The organism is Pseudonocardia sp. P-1 (genome assembly GCF_058111925.1).
In genome coordinates this window covers 1,382,979-1,395,408 of sequence record NZ_CM176614.1, presented here as the reverse complement: position 1 = coordinate 1,395,408, position 12,430 = coordinate 1,382,979, and the positions used below count along the sequence as shown (strand labels likewise).

General features: G+C 76.7%; 11 protein-coding genes, 3 pseudogenes and 1 riboswitch. Of the genes and pseudogenes, 11 read left to right on the top strand and 3 right to left on the bottom strand.

Annotated elements, in window-relative coordinates:
• The first annotated feature begins 29 nt into the window (after positions 1-29).
• The 3 genes and pseudogenes from AC0GKK_RS06675 to AC0GKK_RS06665 all read left to right on the top strand — a co-directional run bounded on the left by AC0GKK_RS06675 (position 30) and on the right by AC0GKK_RS06665 (position 2,018).
• Entirely contained in the window at positions 30-767 is a 738-nt protein-coding gene (locus AC0GKK_RS06675) for a class I SAM-dependent methyltransferase (protein ID WP_073578028.1), read from the top strand.
• A 14-nt stretch (positions 768-781) separates the two neighbouring features.
• Positions 782-1,126, top strand: a pseudogene (locus AC0GKK_RS06670) (GNAT family N-acetyltransferase); the annotation flags it as partial.
• A 211-nt stretch (positions 1,127-1,337) separates the two neighbouring features.
• Positions 1,338-2,018 (top strand): hypothetical protein, encoded by a 681-nt coding sequence (locus AC0GKK_RS06665; RefSeq protein ID WP_405418420.1) that lies wholly within the window; start codon positions 1,338-1,340, stop codon positions 2,016-2,018.
• 4 nt (positions 2,019-2,022) lie between these two features.
• On the opposite strand, the gene AC0GKK_RS06660 is transcribed toward AC0GKK_RS06665, so the two are convergent.
• Positions 2,023-2,730 (bottom strand): MaoC family dehydratase, encoded by a 708-nt coding sequence (locus tag AC0GKK_RS06660; protein WP_489883400.1) that lies wholly within the window; start codon positions 2,728-2,730, stop codon positions 2,023-2,025.
• A gap of 278 nt (positions 2,731-3,008) precedes the next feature.
• Between AC0GKK_RS06660 and rsfS the strand changes: the two genes are divergently transcribed.
• From rsfS to AC0GKK_RS06625, 7 genes and pseudogenes are all read left to right on the top strand, one after another.
• On the top strand, positions 3,009-3,392 hold the full coding sequence (gene rsfS / locus AC0GKK_RS06655) for a ribosome silencing factor (protein ID WP_062401418.1): 384 nt from the start codon (positions 3,009-3,011) through the stop codon (positions 3,390-3,392).
• On the top strand, positions 3,389-4,009 hold the full coding sequence (locus AC0GKK_RS06650; protein ID WP_208825198.1) for a histidine phosphatase family protein: 621 nt from the start codon (positions 3,389-3,391) through the stop codon (positions 4,007-4,009). The genes rsfS and AC0GKK_RS06650 overlap by 4 nt, the downstream gene beginning before the upstream one ends.
• On the top strand, positions 4,002-4,733 hold the full coding sequence (octT, locus tag AC0GKK_RS06645) for a diglucosylglycerate octanoyltransferase (RefSeq protein ID WP_489883399.1): 732 nt from the start codon (positions 4,002-4,004) through the stop codon (positions 4,731-4,733). Before AC0GKK_RS06650 ends, octT begins: the two co-directional genes overlap by 8 nt.
• Positions 4,730-6,172 (top strand): xylulokinase, encoded by a 1,443-nt coding sequence (locus AC0GKK_RS06640; protein WP_489883398.1) that lies wholly within the window; start codon positions 4,730-4,732, stop codon positions 6,170-6,172. The genes octT and AC0GKK_RS06640 overlap by 4 nt, the downstream gene beginning before the upstream one ends.
• 9 nt (positions 6,173-6,181) lie before the next feature.
• A complete protein-coding gene (locus AC0GKK_RS06635; protein ID WP_489883397.1) occupies positions 6,182-7,036 on the top strand; it encodes a DegV family protein in 855 nt (284 codons plus the stop codon).
• Between the two features lie 412 nt (positions 7,037-7,448).
• Positions 7,449-8,012, top strand: a pseudogene (locus AC0GKK_RS06630) (hypothetical protein); the annotation flags it as partial.
• A gap of 68 nt (positions 8,013-8,080) precedes the next feature.
• On the top strand, positions 8,081-8,425 hold the full coding sequence (locus AC0GKK_RS06625; RefSeq protein ID WP_489883396.1) for a ComEA family DNA-binding protein: 345 nt from the start codon (positions 8,081-8,083) through the stop codon (positions 8,423-8,425).
• Positions 8,426-8,895: 470 nt separating this feature from the next.
• Here AC0GKK_RS06625 and AC0GKK_RS06620 read toward each other — a convergent pair whose 3' ends face one another.
• On the bottom strand, positions 8,896-9,261 hold the full coding sequence (locus tag AC0GKK_RS06620; protein ID WP_476654234.1) for a hypothetical protein: 366 nt from the start codon (positions 9,259-9,261) through the stop codon (positions 8,896-8,898).
• Between AC0GKK_RS06620 and AC0GKK_RS06615 the strand changes: the two are divergent.
• A pseudogene (locus tag AC0GKK_RS06615) lies at positions 9,157-10,644 on the top strand (ComEC/Rec2 family competence protein); the annotation flags it as partial. The gene AC0GKK_RS06620 and the pseudogene AC0GKK_RS06615 overlap by 105 nt on opposite strands.
• Before the next feature lie 240 nt (positions 10,645-10,884).
• Here AC0GKK_RS06615 and thrC read toward each other — a convergent pair.
• On the bottom strand, positions 10,885-12,153 hold the full coding sequence (gene thrC / locus AC0GKK_RS06610) for a threonine synthase (RefSeq protein ID WP_489883395.1): 1,269 nt from the start codon (positions 12,151-12,153) through the stop codon (positions 10,885-10,887).
• 6 nt (positions 12,154-12,159) lie between these two features.
• Positions 12,160-12,313, bottom strand: a riboswitch (SAM riboswitch).
• Positions 12,314-12,430 lie beyond the last annotated feature (117 nt).

Genomic DNA, 12,430 nt, shown 5'->3' with positions numbered 1-12,430 from the left:
ACGGCCCGGTGCGGGCATCATGCGCGGGCGTGAGCACACCGCTGGAGCAGGTCTTCCTGGCCGCCCACGACGACCTGCCCCGTGAGGCGCCGGGATCGGAGGAGACGACGGCGCTGCTGCTGCGGCTGGCCGGTGACCTGCCCGAGCGGCCGCGGATCGTCGACATCGGCTGCGGGACGGGCCCCTCGACGCTCCCGCTGGCCGCGGCGACCGGTGGTGAGGTCGTCGCCGTCGACCTGCACGAGCCCTTCCTCCGGCGGCTGCGGACCCGCGCCGCGACGTCCGGGCTGGGGGAGCGGGTGCGTCCGCTCGTCGCGGCGATGGACGACCTCCCGCTGCCCGACGGCGAGGCCGACCTCGTCTGGTCCGAGGGAGCGGCCTACATCATGGGGTTCGACGCCGCGCTGGCCGGCTGGCGGCGCCTGCTCGCCCCGGGCGGTGTGCTGGTCCTCACCGAGGCCGAGTGGACGACCACCGAGCCGTCGCCCGGCGCGCGGGAGTTCTGGGACAGGAGCTACCCGGGGATGCGGACGACCGCGGAGAACGTCGCCGCCGCGGAGCGCGCCGGGTACACGGTGCAGGCGGTCTACCTGCTCCCCGACTCCGACTGGGACGCCTACTACCGGCCGCTGGCCTGCCGGATCGCGACCCTGCGTGAGGACGGCGTCGACCCGGCGGCGCTGGACGAGGTGGGCGACGAGATCGCCGTGCGGGAACGGTTCGGCGCCGAGTACGGCTACACCGGCTACGTCCTGCGTCCGCGCTGACCCGGCGTCCGGACGTGGTCGTACGCCCCCGCACCGACGACGACCTGCCGGGCTGCGTCGCGGTACTGCGTGCCGTGCACGCCGCCGACCGTTACCCGTCGACCTGGCCGGCCGACCCGGCGGCGTTCCTCTCCCCGCCGGGACTGGTCACCGCACTGGTCGTCACGGTGGGGGAGCGGGTCACCGGGCACGCCGCGCTCCTCACCGACGATGTCGACGCCGCGGGCGACTCCGGTGCGCTGCGGCTGACCCGGGTGTTCGTCGACCCGGCGGTCCGTCGTGCCGGGTACGCCCGCACCCTGCTGGCGGGCGTCGCCACCGCGCTCGCGGCCTGTGGCCGCGACGGGGTGCTCGACGTCGTCGAGTCCGTCCCGGCCGAGCGCCTCTACCGGGCGGCCGGCTGGGTCCGCACCGGGGCCGCGCCCGCCGGATGGCGCTTCCCGGACGGTCGCGAGCCGGTCGCCGCGCTCTACCGGCTGCCGATCACGCAGCGCCGAACGGGTGACGACGCAGTGCAATGGTCGACCATCGGTCACGCTGTGCTGCGCCGATCGGGCTACGGTGATCCTCGTGATCGAGGTCCCCACCCCGACGGTGGCCGGTCTGCTGCTCCGCGCGGTGCCGCAGCCCGTCCGCCGGGACGCCCACGCCGCGATGCACACCCTCGCCCCGTGGGGCGCCGTGTCGGCGCAGCTCGTGCAGGACTCCGGCGGCGGCGTCGCCGACCACGACGTGCACGTCGACGGCGACCCGGTCCACATCCCGTTCCGGACGTCGTTCCCCTGGCCGTCGTCGGCCGTGCTCGCCCGGATGGGCACGCGCCGCCGCGCCGTCGTCGCCGCGTGGATGTCGCGCAGCGAGAACGCCGGGCACCGCCAGCGCGCCGTGCGCGACCTGCTCGGCGTACACGAGGCGTGGGTGGTGCCGTTCGTGGTCGCCCCCTGCGGGGAGTACGTCCACGAGATCGGCGCCGACGTCGACCGGTTCGTCCGCACCGAGCTGGGCCGCCACCCCGTGCTCCGGTACGCCTACGCCCGTTTCGTGCGGGACAACCCGCGCTTCCTGGCCACCACGCGGCACCGCGCGGTGTCCTTCCGCCACCTGGACCACCGGTGGCCGCACCGGGGCGACCCGGACCGGACCTACCCGCAGCTCGCGGCGCTCGACGCGCTGTCCGCCCTCGCCTATCGGGGAGGTCAGGACTACCCGGGGGACCCGGCGCCGCCGCGGGTCACCGCGGCGGCGTCCTGAGCACTCAGGCGGACGGGGCCGCCGCCGTGACCTCCGCGGTGCCGCGGTCCAGCACCACCTCGCCGTCGACGGCGGTCCGGAACGCGACCGTGCCGTCGCCGGTGTCCCACACCGAGACGGTCAGGGACTGCCCGGGCACGACCGGGCGGGTGAACCGGGCGTCCATCGCGACGAGGCGACGGGCGTCGCCGTCGCAGACGGTCGCGACCAGCGCACGCGTGGTGAACCCGTAGGTGCACATGCCGTGCAGGATCGGCCGGTCGAACCCGCCCTTCGCGGCGAACCGCGGGTCGCTGTGCAGCGGGTTGCGGTCCCCGGTCAGCCGGTACAACAGGGCCTGGCCGGGCGTGGTCCGGTAGGTCACCTCGTGGTCGGGCGCCCGGTCGGGGACGGGGCTCGGCGCGCTGTCACCGCGGGGGCCGCCGAAGCCGCCCTCGCCGCCGACGAACAACGTCTTGGTGCTGGTCAGCACCGGGTCCCCGGTGCCGGCGTCGACGGCCTCGGCCTCGGCGCGCACCAGCGCCCCGGACCCCTTGTCGAGCACCTCGGTGACCGTCGCGGTCACCCGGACCCGCCCCTCCACCGGCAGCGGGCCGACCACCCGGAACGCCTGCTCGGCGTGCACGACGCGCGAGGCGTCCACGTCACCGAGGTCGACCTTCGCGCCCGCCGTGACGATCTCCGCGAACGACGGCAGCACCGCCGTCCGCACGCCCCCGGTGTTCTCCGTGGTCAGCGACAGCTCGGCGGTGGGGTCCTCACCCCTGCGCCGACGGCGACCGCGTACAGGAGCACGTCGTCCCGTGCCCACGCGAAGCTGACCGGTTCGCACTGCGTGCCCTCGAGATCGGGCGCCAGGGGCATGGGGAGTCTCCTTCGACGATCCACCGTGAGGCGGAAACCTATCCCGCCCGGTGCCCGCCGCCCAAGCCCCCGGTGCCCGGCTGACACACTGTCGAGGTCAATCGTGGTCGTGAAGGGAAGAGTGTGGTGACGGCATCACCGGAGGCGGTCGAGCTGGCGAAGGTGGCCGCGGCCGCCGCGGCCGACAAGAAGGCCGTCGACATCGTCGCGCTCGACGTGTCCGACCAGCTCGCGCTGACCGACTGCTTCGTGCTGGCGTCGGCGGCCAACGAGCGTCAGGTCCAGGCCATCGTCGACGAGGTCGAGGAGAAGCTGCGCGAGCGCGGCAGCAAGCCGACCCGGCGCGAGGGCGACAACGACAACGGCTGGGTCCTGCTGGACTTCAACGACATCGTCGTGCACGTCATGCACACCGAGCAGCGCGGCTTCTACGGCCTGGACCGGCTCTGGAAGGACTGCCCGGCGATCGAGGTGCCCGACCCCCAGGGCGCCCCGGACGGCACTGCATGACGCTGCGCCGGGTCACCCTGCTGCGGCACGGGCAGACCGAGTACAACTCCGTCGGCCGGATGCAGGGGCACCTGGACACCCGGCTGACCGACGCCGGGCGCGCGCAGGCCGCGGCCGTCGCGCCGCGGCTCGCGCAGGAACGGTTCGACCGGATCATCACCTCGGACCTGACCCGCGCCCACGACACCGCGACCGCCGTGGCCGAGGCCGTCGGGCTGCCGCTGTCGGTGGACAAGCGGCTGCGGGAGACCCACCTCGGGGACTGGCAGGGACGCACCATCGCCGAGATCGGTGCCGACGACCCGGGCGCGATCGCCGAGTGGCGGTCCGACCCGCGGTTCACCCCGCCCGGCGGGGAGTCCCGGGTCGACGTCGTCGTCCGGTCGCTGCCGGTCGTCGAGGAGCTGGACCTCGAGTACGCCTCCGACCCGGAGGAGCGCTCCGTGCTGCTCGTCGCGCACGGCGGCATGATCGCCGGGATGGTGTGCGGGCTGCTCGACCTGCCGCAGTCGTCCTGGCCGGTGATCGGCGGGCTGGGCAACACCCGCTGGGCCGTCGTCGCCCGTCGTGACGACCACCCCCGCTGGCGCCTGTCGGGGTACAACATCGGTGCCTGACCTGCTGGTCGTCGGGGACTCGCTGGCCTTCCACGGGCCCGAGCGGCCCTGCCCGGCCGACGAGCCGAGGCTGTGGCCCAACATCGCCGCCGCCCGGCTCGGGGGCCGCGCCGAGATCGTCGCGCGTGCCGGGTGGACCGCCCGGCACGCCTGGTCGGCGATCACCGGGGACCCGCGGGTGTGGGCGGCGCTGCCGCGGGTCGGAGCGGTCGTGCTCGGGGTGTCCGGGATGGACTCGCTGCCGTCCCCGCTGCCGACCGCGCTGCGCGAGCTGATCCCGGTACTGCGGCCCGCCCCGCTGCGCCACGCGGCCCGCAGCGCCTACCGGCGCGCCCAGCCGCGGCTGGCCCCGGCACTGGCGCGGCTGCCCGGCGGGGGACCGGCGACCCTGCCGCCCCGCCTCACCGCCGCCTACCTGGAACGCTGCCGCGCCGGGGTGCACGCGCTGCGCCCCGGGCTGCCGGTGGTGGCGCTGGCACCGTCGGTGCACCGCGCCGCCGACTACGGCCTGGCCCACCCGCACCGCGCCGCCACCGACGCCGCGATCCACCGCTGGGCGGCCGGCGCCCCGGCGGTGACGGTGCTCGACGTGCCCGCCCTGGTCGGCGAGCACGTCCTCGGTGGATACGGCAACCCCGACGGGCTGCACTGGGGCTGGGCGGGCCACGCCGCCGTCGGGGAGGCGCTGGCCGGGCTCCTCGCGACCGTGGGGGACCGGCCGTGACCCTGCTCGGCATCGACCTGGGCACCACCTCGGTCAAGGCCGCGGTGTTCACCGGCGAGGGCGTCCGGGTCGCCGCGGCCCGGGCCGCCCACCCCACCGCGCGGCCCGCACCCGGGCACGCCGAGCAGGACCCGCACGACTGGTGGTCCGGGCTCACCGAGGTGGTCGGCGCGCTCGGCCCGGCACTGGCCGGGGTGACGGCGGTCGGGGTGTGCGCCCAGGTCAACACCCATCTGTTCGTCGACGACGACGGTGCCCCCGTGCACCCGGCGATCACCTGGCAGGACGGCCGGTGCGGCCCGGTCGCGGCGACACTGACCGGACGGCTCACCCCCGCCGACCGGGCCCGGGTCCGGGGCGGGCTGGGCACCGTCGACGCCTCGCACGCGGCCGCCCGCGCCGCCTGGCTCGCCGCGCACCGGCCCGACGCGTGGGCCCGCGCACGCAGGCTGCTCGCCCCCAAGGACTGGCTGCTCGAACGGCTCACCGGCACCGCCGTGGCCGACCCGTTGTCCTCGACCGGGCTCCTCGGCCCCGACGGCCGGTACCCGGACTGGCTCGACCTGCTCGTCCCCGGGCTGCGCGCGATGCCGGCGCCCCTGGCCGACCCGGCGTCGGTCGCGGGGGAGACCACCGGCGCGGGCGGACTCCCGGCCGGGCTGCCCGTCGCCGTCGGGACGATGGACGCCTGGGCGGCGCTGCTCGGCGGCGGGATCGCCGCCCCCGGAGACGCGATCGACATCGCGGGCACCTCGGAGGTCCTGGCCCTCGCCGCGACGCCCGGCGGCGGCGCCCCGGGCATCGTCACGTTCCCGTCGTGGCGCGGGCTGCACGTGCACGCCGGGCCCACCCAGGCCGGCGGCGACGCCCTGACCTGGGCGTCCGCGGTGCTCGGCGTCGCACCGGGCGAGCTGCTGGACCGCGCCGCCTGCGCCGACCCGAGTCAGGTCCTGTTCCTGCCCCAGCTCGCCGGGGAACGGGCCCCGCTGTGGGACCCGGGCCTGCGCGGGCACTGGCTCGGCGCGGGCTTCGCCACCGGGTCCGCCGAGCTGGGCCGCGCCGTGCTGGAGGGCGTCGCGCACGCCGCCCGGCACGTCCTGGGGCCGCTGGAGGCCGCCGCCGGACGTCGCGCCGACACGATCGCCGCCTGCGGCGGTGGTGCGGCGAGCGACCTCTGGTGCCAGATCAAGGCCGACGTGCTGGACCGGCCGCTGCGCCGCACCGCCGAGCGCGACGCCGGGGTGTTCGGTGCCGCGATGCTCGCCGCGCTCGCGACCGGCGACGCCGCCTCGGTCGGCGAGCTCGCCGGGCGCATGGTGCGCCTCGACCGGGAGTTCACCCCCGACCCGCGCACCCGCGGTCGCCTCGACGACGCGCACGGCCGCTACCTCGCCGCGCAGCGGGCACTGGCACCGCTGTTCCGCCCGACGGGTGGATAGGGTCCGGCCGTGCCCCCCTCGCCGGTCGCCGTGGTCACCGACTCCACCGCCCACCTGCCGCCCGGCGTCGCGGAACGGCGGGGCATCCACGTCGTCCCGCTGGAGGTGCGGCTCGGTGAGCGCACCGCCCGTGACGGTGTCGACGTGTCCGCCGCCGAGCTGATCACCGCCCTCGCCGACCGCACCCTGCTGGTGCAGACCTCGCGCCCGACCCCGGCCGCGTTCGCCGAGCGCTTCACCGCCCTGCTCGACGACGGCGCCCCCGCCGTCGTGGCCGTGCACCTGTCCCGGGAGCTGTCCGGCACCTGGGACGCGGCCCGGCTCGCCGCACAGGAGGTCGCCCCGGACCGGATCCGGGTCGTCGACTCCGGTGCCATCGCGATGGGTCTGGGCTTCGCCGTGCTGGCCGCCGCCGACGCCGCCGGGGCAGGTGCGGCCCCCGAGGACGTCGAGGCCGTGGCCGGTGCCGTCGCCGCACGGGCACGGGTCCTGTTCGCCGTGCAGGACCTGGAACGGCTGCGCCGTGGCGGCCGGATCGGTGCCGCGTCCGCGCTGGTGGGCACGGCCCTGTCGGTCAAGCCGATCCTGCACCTGCGCGACGGCCGGATCGTGCCGCTGGAGAAGGTGCGGACGACCTCGCGCGCGACCGAACGGCTCGTCGCGCTCGCGGTCTCCGCGGCGGGTCCCGGGGCGCACGTCGCCGTGCACCACCTCGGCGCCGAGGACCGGGCCGAGGACATCGCCGACCGGCTGCGCGAACGGCTGCCCGACGCCGCCGGGATGCACGTCTCCGAGGTCGGCGCGGTGATCGGGGCGCACGCGGGACCGGGGCTGGTGGGGGTCGTGGTGGTGCCGGCGGGCTGACCGCCTCGTCGAGGGGGGCCGGCTCCGGCCGCCCTGCCACGGGCCGACGGGCCCCGCCGGTGTGTAGCACGGACCGCCGACGGTCCGGCCCCGTGACGGCCCACGGGATGCCGTCGGTCCCCAAGCGACGGATCCGTCCACAGGCCGGACACCGGCCGGTCGGAACGGGGGTCACGGACCTAGCGTCGGATGCGTGACCAGGACCGACACCGCCCTCGACCCGGCCCGGCGGCTCGCCGGGATCGGGAGGCGCGGGCGGCCGGACACGGTCGCGGACCGGCTCGAACCCCCGACGGTCCCGTTGCCCGCGCTGCCGGTGCCTCCCGGCCCGGCCGGGTCACGCCCCGGACGACCGCCCGCACCCGGGCCACTCCCGCCGCACGATGTCAGCGGTGCCGTTCCGCCGGGTCCGATGCCGTCCGCCTCCCGACGCGACACCCCGCACCGTGCGACACCTGTCCGGCACGCCGACCCCGACGCCTCGCACGGTGCGGGACCGGAGTGGCCCGCCGACCCGCAGGGCGCGAGGCCGGTGTGGACCGCCGACCCCGACGCCGGCCACCCCCTGGCCCTGCTGGCCCGGGACGACCCCGCCCCGCCCGAGGAGACTCTCGCCGACGACGGCCCGCACGGCGGACGCCCCTCCTGGCTGCGCCGCCGGGCCCAGCGGTGGCTGCCGTCGTCGCTGGCCGGGGCGCGGGTCGACCCGGGCCGCCCCGGTGCGCTCGCGCTGGTGGCGGTGGTGCTCGTCGGTGCGCTCGTCGCCGGGGTGGGTGTGTGGCTCGACCGCCCCACCGTGCAGCCCGTCGGCGGCCTCCCCGAGGTGACGGCGGTGCCCGGCGGGGCGGCGGCCGAGGAGACGGACCGGTCGGCGGACGCGGGCGCACCGGCACCCGTCGCGGCGGCCCCGGTCACCGCGGGGCCGCTCGTCGTCAGCGTCGTCGGGCGGGTCGCCCGGCCCGGCCTCGTCCGGGTGCCCGACGGGTCGCGTGTCGCCGACGCCCTCGACGCCGCGGGGGCCCGCTGCCCGAGGTCGACCTCGGCGTGCTCAACCTGGCGCGGCGGCTCGGGGACGGCGAACAGATCGCGGTCGGCGTCCCACCGGCCGCCGACGCCGCCCCGGTCCTGCCCGCCCCGGGCTCCGAGCCCGCGTCGGGCACCGAACCGGGCGCCCCCGCCCCGCCCGGCGCCCCCGGCGGGAAGATCGACCTGAACACCGCGACCGCGTCCGACCTCGACGCCCTGCCCGGCGTCGGCCCGGTCACCGCGAAGAAGATCATCGACTGGCGCAATGCCAACGGGCGCTTCAGCCGGGTCGAGCAGCTGCGGGAGATCGACGGCATCGGCGAGCGCCGCTTCGCCCAGCTCCAGGAACTGGTACGGGTGTGACCCGCGCCGGAGCCCGCCGGGCGGACCCGGTCCACGGGGAGCACGACGACGAGCACGAGGGGCAGGCCGAGCGTCCCGCCCCACCCGACCTGCGCCTCGTCCCCGCCGCGCTCGCCACGTGGGCCGCCGTCCTCGCCGGACTGCTCGGCGGCACTGCGGGTGGGATCACCGCCGCCGCCCTCGCCGCGCTCGCCCTGCCGGTCGCGCTGCTCCGCGCCCGGACCAGCGCCCGTGCCGCGGCACCGTCCTCGATCGTGCTCGCCGCGGCCGGGTGCGCGCTCGTCGCGGCCGTCCTGGGGACCGTCCACGCGGCCGCGCTGGCGTCGCACCCGCTGCGGGCACCCGCCGACCGCGGCGCCGCCGCCGAGGTCCGCGTCCGGCTCACCGAGGACCCCCGGGTCCTGCGCAGCACCACCGGTGGTGGCGACGAGTCCGGCGCCGCCCGGGCGATGGCGCTGGTACCCACCGAGCTAGTCACGGCCACCGTCGGCGGGGACCGGGCGACCACCGGCGGGAAGCTCCTGCTCCTGGCCCCGGCGGCGAGCTGGACCGGGCTGCTCCCCGGCCAGGAGGTCTCCGCCGCCGGGCTGCTCATGCCCGCACAGCGCCCCGACCTCACGGTCGCCGTGCTGAAGGTCCGGGGTGCGCCGCAGGACGTGACCGCGCCGCCCTGGTGGCAGACCGGGGCCGGGGCGCTGCGCGACGGCCTGCGCGACGCGGCGGTCTCCGCGCTGCCCGAGGCACCCGCGGGACTGCTGCCCGGGCTCGCGATCGGGGACACCCGCGCCCAGCTCGCCGAGACCGAGCAGGACTTCCGCACCGCCGGGCTCGCGCATCTCACCGCCGTCTCCGGGGCCAACGTCGCGATCATCACCGGGGCGGTGCTGCTCCTCCTGCGCCTGTTCCGGACCGACCCGCGGATCGCGGCCGCGGCCGCGATGCTGGCCCTGGTCGGGTTCGTCGTGCTGGCCCGGCCGTCACCGTCGGTACTGCGGGCGGCGGTCATGGGCGGGGTGGTTCTGATGGCGTTCGCGGCCGGCCGCGCCCGGTCGGCGGTGCCCGCGCTGGCGGTGGCCGTGCTCGGCCTGCTGCTGGCCGCCCCCGCCCTGGCCGTCGACGCCGGGTTCGTGCTCTCCGTCGTCGCCACCGGTGCGCTGGTCCTGCTCGGCCCGGGCTGGACGGCGGCGTTGCGGCGGCGTGGGCTGCCGTCCGGACCGGCCGAGGCCCTGGTCGTCCCGGTCGCCGCGGCCCTGGCCACCGCGCCGGTGATCGCCGGGCTCAACGGGGGAGTCGGGCTGGTCACCGTGGTGGCGAACCTGCTCGCGGCGCCCGCTGTCGCCCCCGCGACGGTGCTGGGTGTGCTCGGTGCGGTGCTGTCCGCGGTGAGCCCGGCCGCCGCGTGGTGCTGCGCCTGGCTGGCGGGACCGTTCGTGTGGTGGCTGGTGGTGGTCGGGGACCGGGCCGCCGCGGTGCCCGGTGCCACCGTGCCGTGGCCTGCGGGGGCGGGCGGCGCGCTGCTGCTCACCGGGGTGCTGGTCGTGCTGCTGGCGATGGGCCGGGTGCCCCGGCTGCGGGCGCTGTTGCTGGCCCTGCTGGTCGGGCTGCTCGTCGTCCTCGTCCCGACCCGGTTCGCGCCGCCCGGATGGCCGCCCGCCGGGTGGCGGATGGTGGCCTGCGACGTCGGTCAGGGCGACGCGCTCGTCCTCGCCACCGGTACACCCGGGCACGCCGTCCTGGTCGACACCGGGCCGACCGACGACGCCGTCGACACCTGCCTGGACCGGCTCGGCGTCCGGGTCCTGGAACTCGTGGTGATCACCCACTTCCACGCCGACCACGACGGCGGCATCGCCGGCGCGCTGCGTGGCCGCGCCGCGGGCGGTATCGCCGTCGGGCCGGTACGGGAACCGGCGTCCGGGCTGCGCGACATCACCCGGCGTGCCGAGGAGGCCGGTGCCCCGGTGGTGGGGCTCGCGCGCGGGATGGAGCTGGGCTGGCCGGAGCTGCGCCTGCAGGTCCTCGGTCCGGTCCACCCGCCCCTGACGGTCGACGGCAGCGACGGGACGGCGGTCAACGACATCTCGCTGCTGCTGCGCGCGACCACCCCGGCCGCGACGATCCTGCTGACCGGCGACGCCGAGCTGGTCGCCCAGGACGACCTGCTCGACTCCGGGGCCGACCTGCGGGCGGACGTGCTGAAGATGCCCCACCACGGATCCCGCAAGGTGGTCCCGCGGCTGATCACGGCCGTCGCGCCGCGGGCGGCGGTGATCAGCGTCGGCAACGGCAACAGCTACCGGCACCCCAATGCGGAGCTGGTGGACCGGCTCGCCGGGGCGGGGATCGTCGTCGCACGCACCGACCGGTCCGGCGACCTGGCCCTGACCGGCGACGACCCGGCCGGGCTGGCGGTGGTCGCGCGAGGCGACCCCCGTCCGGCGCCCGGCCGGCGGGGCCGGTCAGCCCCGGTTCGCCAGCGCCTCGCGGACCGCGGCGGACGTCGACGGCACGGTCGCCGTCGGGCCGACCTCGCCGGAGACGGCGTCGAGGGTCTTGAGGCCGTCTCCGGTGATCATGAGGACGGTCTCGGCGTCGGGGTCGAGTGCCCCGGCCTCGAGCAGCTTCCTGGTGGTCGCGATGGTGACCCCGCCCGCGGTCTCGGCGAACACGCCCTCGGTGCGGGCCAGGAGCCGGATGCCGGCGACGACCTCCTCGTCGGACACGTGCCCCACCGAGCCGCCGGTGCGGCGCACCGAGTCGAGGACGTACGGACCGTCGGCCGGGTTCCCGATCGCCAGCGAGCGCGCGATGGTGTCCGGCTTCTGCGGCTGGATCACGTCGTGGCCGGCCTCGAAGGCCCGCGCGACCGGCGAGCAGCCGGTGGCCTGGGCGCCGAACACGGTGTACGGGGTGGGCTCGACCAGACCCAGGGTGCCGAGCTCGGTGAACCCCTTGTCGATCTTGGTGAGCTGGGAGCCGGAGGCGACCGGGACGACGACCTGCTGCGGGAGCCGCCAGCCGAGCTGCTCGGCGACCTCGTAGCCCAGGGTCTTCGAACCCTCGGCGTAGTACGGCCGGACGTTGACGTTCACGAACGCCCAGTCCTCGTGCTCGGCGGCCAGCTCGGTGGCGAGCCGGTTGACGTCGTCGTAGTTGCCGTCGACGGCGAGCAGGGTGCCGCCGTAGACGGCAGTGGTGACGATCTTCGCCTGCTCCAGCGAGGACGGGATCAGCACGACCGAGTCCCAGCCCGCGCGGGCGGCCGCAGCGGCGACGGCGTTGGCCAGGTTGCCCGTCGAGGGGCAGCACAGCACCGAGAAGCCGAGCTCACGGGCGGCGGCGAGCGCGACGGCGACGACGCGGTCCTTGAACGAGTGCGTCGGGTTGCCCGTGTCGTCCTTGATCCAGATCTTGCGGACGCCGAGCGCTCGGGCCAGGTTGTCGGCCTCGATCAGCCGGGTCAGGCCGGGCTCGGTGTTCGCGTGCTGCTCGACGGTCGACGGGACCGGCAGCAGGTCCTTGTAGCGCCAGATCGACTTCGGCCCGGCCTCGATGGAGGCGCGGGTGACCGTCGGGAACTCGTAGGCGACCTCGAGGGGGCCGAAACAGCGCGGACACGCGAACTCCGCGGCGAGCGGGATCTCGTGGTGGCACTCGCGGCACGCGAGAGCGCGCGCGGAACCGAGGTCGTAGGCGGAGGTGGTTTCGGGCGCAGCAGTGAGAGTCACGAGATCTCCTCATCTGTCCCGCCGGAGGTGGCGGGCCGGAATTGGCACCGTGTTCGTCGACGTCCTCGCCACGCGGAATGCGCAGGTCTGGGCGGATCGTCGTGCGACGCCGGTTGCCGGGGCTTCAACGGGCCGTTCCCTCTGCCCCTCTGGATGAGCCATATGCGGTTGTGGTGCTCCGGACGCCGGTCGCCGGAATCGACGACGACCGTACGCGAGCGGGCCGCCCCACCGCCAGACGGCGTCCTCCGGTCGGGACGCGGCTCACCCGTTGTCG

Bases quoted from the DNA above. Each gene is read 5' to 3' on its own strand.
- AC0GKK_RS06650 (WP_208825198.1), top strand. From the start codon at position 3,389: ATGACGCTGCGCCGGGTCACCCTGCTGCGGCACGGGCAGACCGAGTAC.
- AC0GKK_RS06620 (WP_476654234.1), bottom strand. From the start codon at position 9,261: ATGCGCGAGCCCGGCGGTGCGGAAGTCCTGCTCGGTCTCGGCGAGCTG.